The organism is Eximiradius proteiniborus, assembly GCF_058546985.1.
Genome location: NZ_CM178592.1, coordinates 1168874 through 1184090 on the forward strand (window position 1 = coordinate 1168874; position 15217 = coordinate 1184090).

The window sequence follows — 15217 nt, forward strand, 5'->3', positions numbered from 1 at the left end:
GAAGTGTTATTTTTCAATTTTAATTCTTGCATCAACAGCAATTAGTGCTTTTTGTGAACCGAGAAGTGGATTGATGTCCATTTCGGAAATTTCCGGTGCTACTTGCAGCAGAGCCGAAACACGTTGAATGTAGTTAGCAAAAATTTGTTCGTTCACACCTTCTTTGCCACGAACACCTTGAATTAATTTATATGAACGAAGAGAGCGAATCATAGAAAGTGCCTCTTCATCCGAAATTGGAGCTAAGGCATAGGAGAAGTCCTTCAGAACTTCGATAAAAATTCCACCGATACCACAAAGGACAAGATGACCAAACTTCTCTTCTTTCTTTGCTCCGATAAAAATTTCATTGCCAGATGCCATTTGTTGAATTAATACGGCTTTCGCATCCTGAATTTTCATTAATTTTTCGAAGGCAGCGGACAGTTCATTTTCGTTTTTAATTCCGACAATTACTCCACCAACATCTGACTTATGAACAGGTCCAACTACTTTTGCTACAAGCGGATAACCGATTTGATCAGCAGATTCAATAATATCGGACAATTTACCTGAGGAGAATTCCATTGGATGAGCAATACCAGTAGCATCTAATATTTTCGTTACTTTTTCTGGTTCGAGATAGCCGTTTTGGGCATTGTCAATGATATTGCGAATTGTATCTTTGTCGATATCAGGCAAATCATCAGATGAAATAGGTTTCGCAGTATGATATATTTTAGCTAAAGCGTTACCGGCTGAAACTTCATCAATAAAAATGCAATTTCCCTTTTCAATAAATTTATCTGCGGCTTCTTTGGCGAGCACAACCGATGGCAGGACAGGGAAAATTGGCTTTTTACAGGAACGAATTTTTTCGTGAAGCACTTCATAGACCGGATAAGAATCAAACATACCGGTTGTTCCGAAAATAACAACAGAAGCATCAATATCATCAAAATAATTATCGCAATAGTCGAGAATAATTCCAAGCTGCTGAGCAGTGCCAGTGGCAAGAAAATCAACAGGATTTGCAACTGAGGAACCGGGGAAAAGATTTGAGAGTAATTCATTGGCTTTTTCACCGGTAATATGTGGCACTTGCATATTATTTTTGTCAAGTGTATCAGTAAGCATTACCCCAGGACCACCAGCATGAGTAATTACAGCAATTCGATTACCCAAGAGAGGTTTTTGTTGAAGAGCAATTGCTACATCAACAAGCTCGCTTCGGCTGTGGCAGCGAATAATTCCAGCTTTGCGGAATAAAGCGTCGACCGGCAAATCGGAACCGGCAAGCGCTCCTGTGTGGGAGGAAACAGCACGAGAGCCTGCCTCGGTTGTTCCCGCTTTAATAGCAGCAATACGACATCCTTTTTTAATAAGCGAACGAGAATGTTTTAAAAAGAGTTCCGGATTATTAATTTTTTCAAGGTACATAATTTTAACTTTGGAGCTTGTCGCCTCGTCGAATGTTTCGTCCCAATGACGCAAGACATCTTCGACACCAGTTTGAGCACTATTCCCTACTGAGTAAACGCTTGCGAATGTGAGACCTCTTGGTATAGCAAGTTCCAGAATAAAGCAAGCAGTTGCACCTGAGCCCGAGACGAAATCGACGCCCTTAGGTTCAAGTTTCGGAAGCGGACCAGCGAAAACACCTTGATAAGTAGGAGTAAGAACGCCAATACAGTTAGGACCGATGAGAGTGCCTTTGTACTTGTTGATAATTTCAACAATCTCCTGTTCGATTTTTTTCCCTTCGTCGCCAACTTCGCTAAATCCGGCAGATAAAATAATAAAACCTTTCGTACCTTTGTTTTCAGCCAGTATTCGAACAGTATCGGGACAAAACTTAGCAGCAATTGCCAAAACTGCAAGTTCTACATTTGGCAGTTCTTCAACTGATTTGTAGCATTTCAAGTTCTGTACTTGATCTTCTTTTGGATTGACTGCATATAGAGAGCCCTGAAATTTTCCGTCAATTATATTTTTCAAAATTCTACCACCGGGCTTAGTGATATCGTTTGAAGCACCAATAATAGCAATACTTTTGGGAGCAAAAATTTCACGAACCATTTTTTTCTCTCATAAAACAACAAATAAGTTCGATAAAATTACTAATTTTTTCATAAAATTGCAGAATTGAAATAATTAAAGGAGAAAAAATGTTTTCTACAGTCAAAAGGCTACATTTTGTTGGAATTGGCGGAATTGGAATGAGCGGCATAGCCGAAATATTATTAAATGAAGGATTTGAAGTAAGTGGCTCAGATATTGCAAAATCTGAAAATACTGAATATTTAGAAAAGTTAGGGATAAAAATATATATCGGACATAACGAAAAAAACATTGACGAAGCGGAGGTAGTGGTATATTCGAGTGCTGTTAATCCAAGTGAAAATCCGGAGACTATTGCAGCAATTCAAAAAAATATTCCATTGCTAAGACGTGCTGAAATGTTGGCAGAAGTATCGAGATTAAAATATAATATTGCAATTTCCGGAACTCACGGAAAAACCACAACAACCTCAATGATTGGGCTTATTCTGATAAAGGCTGGATTGGACCCAACAGTAATTGTTGGCGGAAGGCTTCGTGATTTTGGTGGAACAAACGCAAGACTTGGCAAAGGTGATTGGACAGTTGTAGAAGCAGATGAATTTGATCGATCATTTTTGCAACTATTTCCAACGGTAGCGGTTGTCAATAATATTGAAGCTGAACATCTCGATATTTACAAAGATATGAATGATTTAACGGAAACATTTGCACAATTTGCAAACAAAGTGCCATTCTATGGGTTTATTGCACTTGGAATTGACGATCCTGGGGTAAAATCAATATATGCAAAAGTAAACAAAAAGATTAGAACTTATGGCTTTTCAAGAAATTGCGATATCAGAGCAGAAAGAATTGTTTATGAAAACAGGCAAATCAGAGCAATAATAATTGAAGATAACGTTGAATTAGGAGAAGTTACAATTAATGTTCCGGGAGAACATAACCTGAAAAATGCTCTGGCTGCAATCACAGTTGCGCGTGGACTGAATATAGAATTTGATACAATTAACGCTGCATTGCAAGAATTCAAAGGAGTTTTTCGTAGATTTGACATTAAAGGCGAAAAGGATGGCGTTTTGTATGTGGATGATTATGCTCACCATCCTACAGAAGTGAAAGCAGTGCTGAAAGCAGCGCGAAACAGCTGGAACAGAAGAATAGTCGCGGCATTTCAACCACATACATATACAAGAACAATGCATCTACACGAGCAATTTGCGGCTTCTTTTGATGATGCTGATGTAATTATCATTACTGACGTATATCCTGCACGTGAACAGCCAATAGAAGGAGTAACGGGGAAGTTGATTGCTGATGGTGCAATGAAATATGGACACAAAAATGTATTATATATCCCAACCTTAGATGAATTGAAGAAACAACTGCCTTTAATTTTGAAAGAAGGTGATGTATTTATTACAATTGGTGCCGGGAATATTTGCAATCTTAGTCAAATTTAGAGTTGCATAATTAGTTTCAATCAAACGAACGAGTTTTCCTTTGAAATTGCGTTATTAAGCAATTTTAAATATTTATTGCTGCTAATTTCGATTGCACCGAGTTGGGCAGTAAAATGATTGATATATTGAGAATCAATAAAATGATAATTACGATTTTTAAGATGATTTACCAGAAAACAGAAAGCAGCTTTCGAAGCATTGTTTACCAAATTGAACATTGATTCACCAAAGAAAGCAGAACCTATGGCAACACCATAAAGCCCACCGCAAATTTCGTTTTCGGACCAAACTTCTACAGAATGAGCATAACCAAGACGGTGAAGTTCAACATAAGCTTCGATAATTTCGTCGGAAATCCAGGTATCTTCCCTATTGGAGCATTGTTCAATAACAAATTCAAAATTTACGTCGATAGTAAACTGAAAATTATTGTTTTTTATGCTTTTGATAATTTTACGAGGTATTTTGTATTCTGAAAGCAAAAATACAGCCCTCATTTCCGGGAAGTGCCAGTAAACCGGACCATAACGAGACTGAGCCATTGGGAAATAGCCAGAACAATACGCTTTTATTAATATCTCAGGAGACAGAAGACCTAACATATTATTTTATTTTCTACAAATAATCCGATAGAATGGAATTCCAACGCGTCTGCAAAAATCCTCTTTATTTGTAACAGGATAATTCCACTCTTCATCATTTTCTACTATTTGAACATTGTATAATTTAAATTCGTTTAATATTTCCAAATGATAAGCGTGAACTTCCGGGACATCTGTTGCAAGAAGAAGTTTGCCCTCGTTTTTCAAAATTCGATGAACTTCACGAATAAAATCAAGATTAAAGGCGCGTCGCTTAATATGCTTCTTTTTGGGCCAAGGGTCCGGGAATAAATAATAGACTTCTTCAATGCTATTATCTTCTATAAACGGCAATCCATTGACAACAGAATAGCGAATAACGGACACATTTGTTAAACTTTCGCCTTTTATTACTTGTTGCAGCCATTCGACAGGCAAAGGGCGAACCTCAATCCCCAAAATATTTTTATCTGGGAAACGGAAGGACATATCTAATAGGAATCTGCCACGACCACAGCCAATATCGATTAAAAGAGGAGGTTGTGAATTTGCAAAATGATTAGCCCAATCAATTTTATCAATTAGAGGAGGGTAGCCCTTTGGAATAATTTGCAATTCGCTTGCGGGAAGATAAAAATTTGGAGAAGTGTGGTGCCGCATTCTATTTGGCAGTGGATATTTAGAGAAGTCAATCATTGAGGCACCTCTTGATTACTTTGAGATTTCCATAAGCGTTCAGAATTAATTAGTGTCATAGCCCGAGCAGTTCCAAATTCAACAACTGTTTCGATAGATTGCAAAGCTTTTTGTATCATTAAATCGAGTGCGTCTGATTCATCGTCTCTGAAATTTGATAGAACATACTCCACGAGCATTCCTTTCGGAAAATCATTTCCTATCCCACAACGTAACCGATAAAAATTTTTATCATTAATTTCCTGAATAATCGAAAGAACTCCGTTATGCCCTGCGCCGCTTCCTCCCAATTTCAGGTGAAGTTTTCCGAGTGGGAGGTTGTAATCATCTACAATGGCAATAATTCTTTCATTTGGGATTTTGTATTTAATTTTAAGAGCTTGCACAGCTTTGCCAGAAAGGTTCATATAGGTTGTTGGCTTAGCAAGAATAATATTTTTTCTTTTATAACTAAGTTTTGCAGTGAGAGATTTTTTTTCGTCCGAAAAGGAAAGATTATATTTTTCAACAAATTTATCGATAACCATCCAGCCAATATTGTGTCTGTTCCTCTGGTATTTAGTTCCCGGATTGCCAAGACCCACAACTAACCACTCAAAATTACTCATCAATGGAAACCTTATAAAATTTCATAACAAAGTCGAAGAGGGCATCAGGCATCAATTGCAGAAGATTTGTAATCAGATAAGTTGGCAATGGAAAATTAATTCTTGCTTTTCCAGCATCGAGTGCATTGATAATTATCTCGGCGGCTTGCCCGGCATCAATCATAAAGGGCATAGGGAAGCGATTTTTTGCAGTCATATCGGTGCAAACAAAGCCGGGGCGGATAGTTACAATTTTAATATTGAAGCGGTGGAGTTCAGCGCGTGCAGCTTCTAATGTTCTGGTAAGAGCCGCTTTGCTACTGGAATAAGCGGCACTTCCGGCAAAACCGCGCACATCAGCAAGAGAGCTTGTAACGGCAATAGTTCCACCATTATTATTTTTCATCGAAGGGATTAAATATTCAAAAAAGTGTAAAACACCAAAAAGATTTGTGTTAAAAATATTTTTGTATTTTTCAGAAGTGAAATTTTCGAAGCTTTCGGAACCGCTGATACCTGCATTGAGAATAGCTAAATCAATTTTATTCAGAAAATTGCCGGCGTTATGGATAGCATTATCGACATCGGATTTATCGGAAACATCACACGAAGCAAACTCGAAAGTAGTGGGAAATTGTTCTTTGAGCGTAATAAAGTTAGAAATATTACGTGAAACGGCGAAAACACGGTTACCGTTTTGTAGATATTTTTGCAGTAGTGCCCATCCAATACCTCTCGAAGCACCAGAAATAAGAATATTTTTCATATATTCCTCAAATAATTTTAAAAAAGCGTTTCACAAAAAGTAAAACGCTTTTTTGGATATTAATTACTTACGCTTCTTGTGTCTATTCTTGCGCAAACGTTTTTTACGTTTGTGAGTAGCCATTTTATGGCGTTTTCTTTTTCTACCGCAGGGCATTTTCTACTCCAAGGAAAATGAAAAAATATATTAATTTTCAGTTTGTTTCATCATATCATTGACTTTGCTGAGAAATTCGGGAGAAGGTTTGAAAACAGGCACATATCTTTTTTCGAGTTGCACAACTTCACCAGTTTTTGGGTTACGAGCCATTCTTGGCTTGCGACTTTTAGCTTTGAACACACCAAATCCACGTAACTCTATTCTTTTTCCTTCTGAAATCGCTTTCACTATGCTTGCAAAAACACCATCAACAACGGACTTAGTTTCAATTTTAGTTAGTCCCGTAGCTTTTGCAATTTCATCTACAATATCAGCTTTTGTCATATATTTCCCCAACACAAAAGTTATTAAACAACTTAAATTAACTAAAAAATAGCATTTAATTAATTTTCAAGATGACAAATTTACAAAAATAGCATATACTTTTCAAAAATTTTTTTCATTTTTGTTCATTAAATATTAATAATCAGGAACGAATTGAATTTAGAATATTCGATAATAGTTTGTAATTTTGCAAGAGGTTGAAAATGAAATATAAAATAGCAGTAATAGAGAACAAACTATTTGAACCATTATATAATAATATTGGTTCAGATGGTGTAATTATAAAAACGACAGAAGAAAAAGCAGCAGAACTGCTTCAAAGCAATCAAGTCGATATTGCACTGCTTACTCCGACTGCATTTGCAAAAATATCAAGGAAAGGAGACTGGCGAATAATACCATCAACAGTATTAGCAACGAAAGGATATGCAGAATTACTAACTTTATCTTTTAAGCAAAATCTAAATTCGATTGATAGTATTTATTTCGAAGATGCTAATTATTATCTAAAATCGATTATTCAACTGCTGCTTGCAGAAAAATTCGATATACACACCAAAATTAGTTCGGGCAATGTAAATATAGAAGAAGTGGATGCATATATTTCTTACTTTGCCGAAAATGCTGGAGATTTTTCGATTGATATTAGTGAAGAATGGTTTGACGCTTTTGAATTTCCTTTGCCAATAGCTTTTTGGGTAACATGCGGAGAAATTGAAAACGCGGATATGCTTGAAATTACTGATAATATAAAAGACAACTTATTATCAAATAAAGAAACAATAAATGAACGCACAGATACGGCAAGATATCAAGAGCGGAGCGGAGAGATAATCTGGAAATGGAGCGAGGAAATTGAAAGTGCTTTGGACAAAACAATGGATTTACTTTTCTATCATCAAATAATTGACGATATTCCAGACACAAAAATATTAGGGCGAGACTACTCTGATGACGATTGAAACAATTATAGGATTGCTTGCAGCAATACTAACTACAAGTGCTTTTATTCCACAAGCTGTGAAAGTAATAAGAACTAAGCAAACCAAAGATATTTCATTAATTATGTATCTGATTTTTGTTGTTGGCTTGATACTCTGGCTAACTTATGGAATTCTCCTGTTAAATCTTCCGATAATAATTGCTAATATCTTTTCTTTAATTTTTGCTTCTATAATATTATTTCTAAAAATAAAGTATAAGTAATAGTTCAAATTTGAACGATGAATACTTTTTAATGATTTAGTAATAAAAATTACAATCTCGTCATATAGCGATTAACTTATTGAAATTAAAAAGCAATGCACAATGCAAATTATTCGCCACGAGCACAAGCACTTTTATTTACAAGCAATTACAAAAAAAATATAACATCAAAATACTTTTTTCATTTTTTTCTTAATAATTTTTTAACAATCCAATTTGTTCAAAATTGAACAGTAAATTATGAAAAAATCTGATTTTGTAAGTTATTGTATTAATTAAACTTTTAGATAACCAAAAATTAAAATTTTTAAACTGAATTTTTTTATTTGTTTGATATTTTTTTTATTATGATATTTACTTGTGAAAGGATGAAACAATAATTTAAAAGACAATGGTTGAGTATGGTAAATTATTTACAAGTATTCAGCAGCAAATAAGCTCCTTTATAAAAGAATAGTAATAATAAAATATTAGTTTTTTTACTAAAAACAAGATTTTGGCACAGTTTTTAGATGGGGTTTTATCCCTTTTTTGAGAAAAGTGAGGTTAAACAAGATTATTGAGGAGAAAGAATTGGAACAGATGCTTGAAAGAAGTATTTCATTGTTTCCGGAAATGGAAATCAGCGATAAGACCAGATTTAACAATCATTTGCCGGAAACAACAGACAAAAAAGCAACTGAATTATGGAATAAATGTTTAGAATTTATTGAGGATAATGTAGATAAACAAGTTTTTGTAACCTGGTTTAAGCCGATTAGGGCAAAGAAATGGAGCGAAGAGAAGCTCACGATATTGGTACCAAGCCAATGGTTTTATGAGTGGATAGAAACGCATTATTACGATTTGTTGCAGAAAACGATTGAAAAAATAATCGGGCAGGGTGCAAAATTACAATACGAAGTGGTAGTAGAGGAGAACAAGAAAGCCTCGGAAAGCAAGACTATTCTATTACCCGGATTAAAATATCCAATAAATAATATTGTAAAGCAAGAAAAACCTTTTAATAGCAATTTAAATTCAAGATATGCATTTGAAAATTTTGTTGTGGGCGACTGCAACCAGTTAGCATACTCAGCAGCTATGGCAGTGAGCAATGCGCCCGGCGAGACAAGATTTAATCCATTATTTATTTATGGAGGAACCGGGCTTGGGAAAACTCATATCATTCAAGCAATTGGAAACAAGATAATAAGAGAGCATCCTAATAAAAAGGTGTTATATACAAACAGCGAACGCTTTACAATCGACTTTATCAATGCAATTCAAAATAATAAAGTTCACGAGTTTGCGGCTTTGTATAGAGATGTGGATGTGTTAATAGTTGATGATATACAATTTTTGACTGGAAAAGAAAAAACTCAGGATCATTTTTTCCATACATTCAATGACCTTTATCAATCCAAAAAGCAATTAATTTTTGCAAGCGACCGTTCTCCAAAAGAATTGACAGATATTGATGCAAGATTGATTTCGAGATTTCAGTGGGGGTTAATTGCCGATATTCACCAGCCAGATTTTGAAACACGGCTTGCAATTATTAAAAGAAAAAGCGAAGACGAAGGAATTGATATTCCACTGAACGTACTTGAATTTATTGCCGGCAATGTTAAGTCAAGTGTGCGGGAGTTAGAAGGTGCATTAATCGGATTATTAGCCAAAATCACATTCGATAAGAGAGAACTTTCAATAGAATTAGCAAAAGAAGTAATTTTCGGAAGTTCAGATTTTGAAGATAATGCATTAATAAGCATAGATGAAATAAAAAAAGCAGTATCGAGTAAGCTGAAAATCACAATTGAATTAATGGAATCGAAGGTGAGAAAGCACGAAGTTGCATTTGCCCGACAGATGGCAATTTATCTTGCAAAACAATTTACAGATTTGTCTTTGAAACAAATAGGAGCTTCGTTTGGCGGGCGTGATCATTCAACAGTTTTGCATTCTTGCCAGGCAATAGAAAACTATTTAGCAACGGATAGAAGTGCAAGGAAAATATACGAAGAATTGGTAAATCAATTAAAGAGATAACAACGAGTTTTACTGAAAAAATAATCGATATGTTTTTCTTCCGCACTCCATCGGAAGAAGACGACTACAAAGAACCAAAGATTACTGTTGGAGCAATAGTTTTTGGTGCATTATTAAGAAGTGCCTTACTTATTTTATTTTCATTTTTTGGCGTAGAATATCTTGATATGAGAGGGATGTGGTGGATTACTGCATTTCTTGTGTGGTTTTTAGCGATATATCCGGCATATAAACAATACGAGCAATATCAAAAACGCATAGCAAATTTCCAACAAGATACATTATGTGGGAAGTGTAAACATTTTGATCCGTCGAGCCAACTGTGCAAAATATTAGATGTTCACGTAACAAGAAATGAGCCCCCGTGCGAAGGTGAGCTGTGGGAGCCCATTTCTTACGAAGATTAAGCTTGTTTAAGTTCGTCCATAGTAAAAAGAGAAATCAAGTCAATATCGTTATTCTTCAGATGTTCTTTGCCACCTGATTCCCTGTCGATAACGCAGATAGCTGAATTTACAATAGCCCCGAGATTTCTCAAATCATTGGCAGAAATAACGACCTGACCGCCAGAAGTAACAACATCCTCGACTATAAGCAAGTGCTTATTATTTATTTCGAGACCTTCGGCTAATTTACAAGTTCCATATTTTTTTGCTTCTTTTCGGACAAAAACAACCGGAATACCTGTTTTAAGGGATAATGCGGTAGCGATAGGAATTCCACCCATTTCTAATGCCGCTAAATAATCAATATTATCAGGTATAAGTTCAGACATAAGTTGAGCGATAGAATCAAGCAGTTCTGGCTGAGATTCGAAACGATATTTGTCGAAGTATTCGTTGCTAATTTTGCCTGAACGCAAAACGAAATTGCCTGTGATATAGGCAGCATCATAAATTTTTTTAGCTAATTCTCTTTTTTCCATATTTTCTATAAAATATATCTACTTAAATCACTATTATCAACAATGTTATTGAGATTTTTGCGAACCATTTCAGCATCAATAACTATATTTCGGTCAGAAATGTTATCGGGAGCATTGAACAAAATGTCTTCGAGCAAAGTAGTCATAATAGTATGAAGGCGACGGGCACCGATATTAGTAATTTGTTCATTGACACGAGCAGCAATAGAAGCAATTTCTTGGATCGCACTATCATCAAAGGTAAGTTCGATATTTTCGGCAGCTGCAAGAGCCTTATATTGTTTAATTAAGGCATTTTCAGGAACAGTAAGAATTTTGACGAAGTCCTCTTCTGTTAGGCTTTTCAGTTCTACACGAATCGGAAAACGCCCTTGAAGTTCCGGAACTAAGTCAGATGGTTTAGAAACGTGAAAAGCACCAGAGGCGATAAACAGGATATGTTGAGTGTGCACTTGCCCGTAACGAGTATTGACGGTGCATCCCTCAACAATCGGTAAAAGATCGCGTTGAACACCTTCGCGGCTAACTTCTGGACCGTGTCCGCCAGAGCCACGTGATGCAATTTTATCAATTTCGTCAATAAAAATAATACCATTATTTTCAGCTTTTTGAAGAGCTTCACGAACGACAGCGTCCATATCGATCAATTTTTCGGCTTCTTCTTTTTGAAGGACTTTTTTAGCTTCTGCAATTTTCAGGCGTCTTTTCTTACTTTTCTTGGGCATCATACTGCCGAAGAGATCCTGTAAATTCATACCCATTTCGTCTAAGCCGATTGGTCCCAGAATTTGCATAGAGGGAACCTGATCGACAACAACATCAATTTCAATATGGCGTTCATCGAGAGTGCCACGACGAAGCATTTCCCGGAAATGCTCACGGGTTCGATGATTCTCTTCAATTTCAGAATCGGTAGCGGTATCAAAAGAAGGACCTCTTGTAATTGGAGGAATTAAAATATCAAGAATTCTATTTTCGGCTAAAATTTGAGCTTCGTTGAGTTTTTCTTTTGTTTTTTCCTCACGAACCATAGCAACAGAACGTTCTACAAGATCGCGAACCATTGATTCGACATCGCGACCAACATAACCGATTTCGGTGAATTTTGTAGCTTCAACTTTAACGAACGGAGCACCTGCAAGCTTTGCAAGACGGCGAGCAATTTCAGTTTTACCGACACCGGTTGGTCCAATCATAATGATATTGTTTGGATTAATTTCTTCTTTGATTTTGTCCTGAACACGCTGACGGCGCCAACGATTACGCAAAGCAATTGCAACAGCTTTTTTAGCGGCATCCTGCCCGATAACATATTTATCGAGTTCAGCAACAATTTGCCTTGGCGTGAGATAACTATCAGATATATTTGTTTCGTTTGATTGCATCAATAATTCGTTTTGATTCATAGCAATAAAACTCAATAATTAAACAAAAAATTATAATTCTTCGATTGTAATAGCAAGATTAGTATAAATACAGATATTACCGGCAATTTTCAAAGATTCTTCCACTATATCACGAGCAGAAAGATTAGAATGTTTGACTAAAGCTTGTGCTGCGGAAAGTGCGTAAGGACCACCAGAACCAATAGCAAGAATATTATCCTCGGGCTGAATTACATCACCAGTGCCACTAATAAGCAATGCCTCTGTATTTGTCATCACAGCAAGCATAGCCTCAAGACGACGCAAATAACGGTCAGTTCGCCAATCTTTGGCAAGTTCGATTGAGGCACGGTATAAATTTCCTCGATGCGATTCGATTTTTTCTTCGAAGCGTTGAAGTAGAGTAAAAGCATCGGCAGTAGCACCAGCAAAACCGCAAAGGATAGAGTTATTGTATATTTTTCTTACTTTTCTTGCATTATGCTTCAATACAGTATTACCAAATGTAACTTGACCATCCGACCCCATAGCGCAACGTCCATCACGAATTACGCCAATTACAGTTGTTGAACGTAAATTATTTTTTTCCATAATTCCTCCTATTCATATCTACGTTTAAATGGTTTGAACCAAATTTCACCGATGCTAATTTCGACAAAAAGCCTACAGAAATATTCATTAATCAGGTAATCATTTGACCGTCCACGGTTGCCTAAAATAAGAGCAACATCTAAAATGCCACCGCTGCCCAATGGAATTTCGCCACCGAAGCTTAAACCCAATTCATTAATTTCTTGATTATTAATCTTGTAGTAAAGTTTTTGATAATAAATTCCGGCTTTGTAATTAACTCTATCTAATATTTCTGAGAAACGGCTTGTATTGCCATAGCGAATTGCACCAAATGATAATTTGTAAGCATCTGTAAATTCTGAATTACTAATTGGATTATATTTGAAATCTTTGAAATTCATCATCAAAAAATCAGACGAAAAGAGGAATTTCCCGGTTTTATAGGATATTCCAACACCATATTGAGAAGGGAATTTTTCGGAGAAAGAAGATTTAATAATTGTGTCGGAAATTACAGATGATGAGAATTGTGTTTCACGCTTGAACTTAATATCATCGACGAATTCGTAAAATGCTCCGAAATGCAAATTATCGTAATAATAATAAATGCCAAAACGAGATCCCCAAGAAGTAGCATAATCTGATTTTATTACTTCATAATTGTATGAATAATAATCATCGAATTCTGTATAGACTGAATTTTTAATAGGTCCGAAAATAGCAAAAGCAGACGCACCAACTGAAAAATCATCTATAATATTAGCAGATGCACCTAAATACGCACTTGATAATCCACCACTACCTTGAAAAGTATTTTTACCTGTTTGAGTAAGCCCATCTTTTTCAATGGAAAATTTGTTAGAAACCAGATAATTTATGTTAGAATATGAGTGCAGCCCAAAGCTTGCAGAAATTCCTAATGATTTATCGATATTGAAAAGAGTGAAAAGTCCGCTGATTTTACCATTATTTTGGAAAAGTGTTGCATCGGAAGTTTCGTTAAGATGCTGATTAAAATTGTATCCTAAAAGAATACGGGTAGAAGAAGCAACAGACCACATCGCAGGGTTTTTGACATTTATGCTGTTTTCTGCAGGAACTGAGATAAAAGTAGAACCCATTGCCTGATATGCAGCATTAGTAGATGGGAAAAGGTCGCCTATGCCTATGGAAGAATAGTTGGACCCGCCCTGTGAAAATGACTTAAAAGGTGTTATTGCAACCAGCAGAAGCAAAAAATATTTAACTTTCATTGCTTATTAATCCTTTTTTTTAAGGACTGAGTAAATTACAATCAATTTAGGTCTTTTTGTTGAATCTGGTTCATTTGGGGTATAGAACGAAAACTTATTCAATCTATATTGACTTGTTGAGTTCTCGAAATTCACAGAAAGCGAACCTTTGCCAGTATTTCTGTTCCAGTAGCTTAGTAGCGAAGTTAATGAATAGACTTTGAAAACATCGTTGCCGGTATTTCGAATGCCATAATAATAATATTTTGGGGATTTTTTGTTTATCTCGTCTGTTTCGTTTTCGTAATAATCCAGCCTGATAATAGTATCGAGTGGAACATTTGCAGAAAAGCATTTACTTCTATCAATTGGCAGATGAAGCTCAGCTTTGTGAATACCGGCAAATTTTGGGATAGAAGAAATATCGAAATGAAATTTTGGTTTATAGCAGATAGCCCCTTGCAGAGTGAGGCGATTATCATCTAACTTATTATCTGTGATGGAGAAATTTTTTTCCATAGCAGATTCCAAGTAGAGAGTATCGACTTTATTTGACTTTGTGTTGTTGAAAATGACGCGAACGAAAGGAGCCAGCCGGGAGTGCGAACCCGAGCCATAGAACTGACTTATTATTTTAGAATTGTCGTTTGGAATAATAGAGATGCCCCAAATTGTATCTTTTTTCTCAGCTTGTTTTTTGAACCAGTCGAGTAATAAAGCTTTATCAAAATCAACAATTATTTTTTCCATAGTGTCTTTTCTTGGGACTGAGCCAGAGAAAGTTGCCATTGGAGTTTGCTTTTGGAACTTTTTCTGGAAGAAATCTTCGGCTGATGTTTCGATTACCCACATACTTGTATTTTCGTAAACGCTGAAAGAAAGATAATTAGAGCCGAGAGTGTCGCCAAGAGCATATCTATCGGGTTGTAAATTGAGAGCACATTCGATTATATCATTTTCCTTGACGTATGTTAAAGTATCAGGAATTCTTGAGAAACGGATGACAACCCCAGATTTTATTCCATTTGCCGTGCCAATAAGTGAGAAGCCGGGGTTAGCATAATTCAAAGGCAAAAAATATGTTTCTGCATTTTCAATCAGAGGATGCTCGAAGCTATTAATTGCATACAGTTCGACAGTATCTTGAACGAGCGAAAAACCCAGAGGAGTAGGAGCTTCATTACAGGAGAACAGCACAAGCGCTAAGAGCAAAGAGGCATAGGCAAAAAATTTACGTTTCATAATGATA

General features: G+C 35.9%; 16 protein-coding genes. 5 read left to right on the forward strand and 11 right to left on the reverse strand.

Translation table 11 applies throughout. The annotated features are described in order from the left end of the window. Window positions 1-6: 6 nt before the first annotated feature. Window positions 7-2058 carry an acetate--CoA ligase family protein gene (locus ACY2LT_RS04865; protein WP_491816720.1) on the reverse strand — a complete coding sequence of 684 codons (2052 nt, stop codon included), beginning with the start codon at window positions 2056-2058 and terminating at the stop codon, window positions 7-9. Window positions 2059-2147: 89 nt separating this feature from the next. Between ACY2LT_RS04865 and murC the strand changes: the two genes are divergently transcribed. Next, entirely contained in the window at window positions 2148-3503 is a 1356-nt protein-coding gene (gene murC / locus ACY2LT_RS04870) for a UDP-N-acetylmuramate--L-alanine ligase (protein WP_491816721.1), read from the forward strand. Window positions 3504-3523: 20 nt separating this feature from the next. On the opposite strand, the gene aat is transcribed toward murC, so the two are convergent. The 5 genes from aat to ACY2LT_RS04895 form a co-directional block, all read right to left on the reverse strand. After that, a complete protein-coding gene (gene aat, locus ACY2LT_RS04875) occupies window positions 3524-4105 on the reverse strand; it encodes a leucyl/phenylalanyl-tRNA--protein transferase (RefSeq protein ID WP_491816722.1) in 582 nt (193 codons plus the stop codon). 6 nt (window positions 4106-4111) lie between these two features. Next, window positions 4112-4780 carry a tRNA (guanosine(46)-N7)-methyltransferase TrmB gene (trmB, locus tag ACY2LT_RS04880; protein WP_491816723.1) on the reverse strand — a complete coding sequence of 223 codons (669 nt, stop codon included), beginning with the start codon at window positions 4778-4780 and terminating at the stop codon, window positions 4112-4114. Continuing rightward, window positions 4777-5388 (reverse strand): aminoacyl-tRNA hydrolase, encoded by a 612-nt coding sequence (pth, locus tag ACY2LT_RS04885; RefSeq protein ID WP_491816724.1) that lies wholly within the window; start codon window positions 5386-5388, stop codon window positions 4777-4779. The genes trmB and pth overlap by 4 nt, the downstream gene beginning before the upstream one ends. After that, a complete protein-coding gene (locus ACY2LT_RS04890; RefSeq protein WP_491816725.1) occupies window positions 5381-6133 on the reverse strand; it encodes an SDR family NAD(P)-dependent oxidoreductase in 753 nt (250 codons plus the stop codon). The genes pth and ACY2LT_RS04890 overlap by 8 nt, the downstream gene beginning before the upstream one ends. A gap of 186 nt (window positions 6134-6319) precedes the next feature. Then, window positions 6320-6631 carry an HU family DNA-binding protein gene (locus ACY2LT_RS04895; protein WP_491816726.1) on the reverse strand — a complete coding sequence of 104 codons (312 nt, stop codon included), beginning with the start codon at window positions 6629-6631 and terminating at the stop codon, window positions 6320-6322. Between the two features lie 188 nt (window positions 6632-6819). Between ACY2LT_RS04895 and ACY2LT_RS04900 the strand changes: the two genes are divergently transcribed. The 4 genes from ACY2LT_RS04900 to ACY2LT_RS04915 all read left to right on the forward strand — a co-directional run bounded on the left by ACY2LT_RS04900 (window position 6820) and on the right by ACY2LT_RS04915 (window position 10260). Beyond that, window positions 6820-7578 (forward strand): hypothetical protein, encoded by a 759-nt coding sequence (locus ACY2LT_RS04900; RefSeq protein ID WP_491816727.1) that lies wholly within the window; start codon window positions 6820-6822, stop codon window positions 7576-7578. Further along, window positions 7568-7822, forward strand: coding sequence for a SemiSWEET transporter (locus tag ACY2LT_RS04905; protein ID WP_491816728.1), 255 nt, complete (start codon window positions 7568-7570; stop codon window positions 7820-7822). Before ACY2LT_RS04900 ends, ACY2LT_RS04905 begins: the two co-directional genes overlap by 11 nt. Window positions 7823-8404: 582 nt before the next feature. Then, on the forward strand, window positions 8405-9853 hold the full coding sequence (dnaA, locus tag ACY2LT_RS04910; protein WP_491816781.1) for a chromosomal replication initiator protein DnaA: 1449 nt from the start codon (window positions 8405-8407) through the stop codon (window positions 9851-9853). Between the two features lie 29 nt (window positions 9854-9882). Then, window positions 9883-10260 (forward strand): hypothetical protein, encoded by a 378-nt coding sequence (locus ACY2LT_RS04915; protein WP_491816729.1) that lies wholly within the window; start codon window positions 9883-9885, stop codon window positions 10258-10260. Here the strand turns inward: ACY2LT_RS04915 and pyrE are convergent. Genes pyrE through ACY2LT_RS04940 form a run of 5 tightly spaced genes read right to left on the reverse strand, consistent with a single transcriptional unit; the run spans window position 10257 to window position 15210 of the window. Next, window positions 10257-10778 carry an orotate phosphoribosyltransferase gene (gene pyrE, locus ACY2LT_RS04920; RefSeq protein ID WP_491816730.1) on the reverse strand — a complete coding sequence of 174 codons (522 nt, stop codon included), beginning with the start codon at window positions 10776-10778 and terminating at the stop codon, window positions 10257-10259. The two genes, ACY2LT_RS04915 and pyrE, sit on opposite strands and share 4 nt — an antisense overlap. 5 nt (window positions 10779-10783) lie before the next feature. Then, window positions 10784-12184 carry an ATP-dependent protease ATPase subunit HslU gene (gene hslU, locus ACY2LT_RS04925; RefSeq protein WP_491816731.1) on the reverse strand — a complete coding sequence of 467 codons (1401 nt, stop codon included), beginning with the start codon at window positions 12182-12184 and terminating at the stop codon, window positions 10784-10786. A gap of 30 nt (window positions 12185-12214) precedes the next feature. Next, window positions 12215-12754, reverse strand: coding sequence for an ATP-dependent protease subunit HslV (hslV, locus tag ACY2LT_RS04930; RefSeq protein WP_491816732.1), 540 nt, complete (start codon window positions 12752-12754; stop codon window positions 12215-12217). A gap of 8 nt (window positions 12755-12762) precedes the next feature. Then, window positions 12763-13989 carry a hypothetical protein gene (locus ACY2LT_RS04935; protein WP_491816733.1) on the reverse strand — a complete coding sequence of 409 codons (1227 nt, stop codon included), beginning with the start codon at window positions 13987-13989 and terminating at the stop codon, window positions 12763-12765. Window positions 13990-13995: 6 nt separating this feature from the next. Further along, entirely contained in the window at window positions 13996-15210 is a 1215-nt protein-coding gene (locus ACY2LT_RS04940) for a hypothetical protein (RefSeq protein ID WP_491816734.1), read from the reverse strand. Between the last annotated feature and the right edge of the window lie 7 nt (window positions 15211-15217).

What these genes read in the sequence shown, in the direction of transcription:
- ACY2LT_RS04865 (WP_491816720.1), bottom strand. Translation starts at nt 2,058, where the DNA reads ATGGTTCGTGAAATTTTTGCTCCCAAAAGTATTGCTATTATTGGTGCT.
- murC (WP_491816721.1), top strand. Translation starts at nt 2,148, where the DNA reads ATGTTTTCTACAGTCAAAAGGCTACATTTTGTTGGAATTGGCGGAATT.
- aat (WP_491816722.1), bottom strand. Translation starts at nt 4,105, where the DNA reads ATGTTAGGTCTTCTGTCTCCTGAGATATTAATAAAAGCGTATTGTTCT.
- trmB (WP_491816723.1), bottom strand. Translation starts at nt 4,780, where the DNA reads ATGATTGACTTCTCTAAATATCCACTGCCAAATAGAATGCGGCACCAC.
- pth (WP_491816724.1), bottom strand. Translation starts at nt 5,388, where the DNA reads ATGAGTAATTTTGAGTGGTTAGTTGTGGGTCTTGGCAATCCGGGAACT.
- ACY2LT_RS04890 (WP_491816725.1), bottom strand. Translation starts at nt 6,133, where the DNA reads ATGAAAAATATTCTTATTTCTGGTGCTTCGAGAGGTATTGGATGGGCA.
- ACY2LT_RS04900 (WP_491816727.1), top strand. Translation starts at nt 6,820, where the DNA reads ATGAAATATAAAATAGCAGTAATAGAGAACAAACTATTTGAACCATTA.
- ACY2LT_RS04905 (WP_491816728.1), top strand. Translation starts at nt 7,568, where the DNA reads ATGACGATTGAAACAATTATAGGATTGCTTGCAGCAATACTAACTACA.
- dnaA (WP_491816781.1), top strand. Translation starts at nt 8,405, where the DNA reads ATGCTTGAAAGAAGTATTTCATTGTTTCCGGAAATGGAAATCAGCGAT.
- ACY2LT_RS04915 (WP_491816729.1), top strand. Translation starts at nt 9,883, where the DNA reads ATGTTTTTCTTCCGCACTCCATCGGAAGAAGACGACTACAAAGAACCA.
- pyrE (WP_491816730.1), bottom strand. Translation starts at nt 10,778, where the DNA reads ATGGAAAAAAGAGAATTAGCTAAAAAAATTTATGATGCTGCCTATATC.
- hslU (WP_491816731.1), bottom strand. Translation starts at nt 12,184, where the DNA reads ATGAATCAAAACGAATTATTGATGCAATCAAACGAAACAAATATATCT.
- hslV (WP_491816732.1), bottom strand. Translation starts at nt 12,754, where the DNA reads ATGGAAAAAAATAATTTACGTTCAACAACTGTAATTGGCGTAATTCGT.
- ACY2LT_RS04935 (WP_491816733.1), bottom strand. Translation starts at nt 13,989, where the DNA reads ATGAAAGTTAAATATTTTTTGCTTCTGCTGGTTGCAATAACACCTTTT.
- ACY2LT_RS04940 (WP_491816734.1), bottom strand. Translation starts at nt 15,210, where the DNA reads ATGAAACGTAAATTTTTTGCCTATGCCTCTTTGCTCTTAGCGCTTGTG.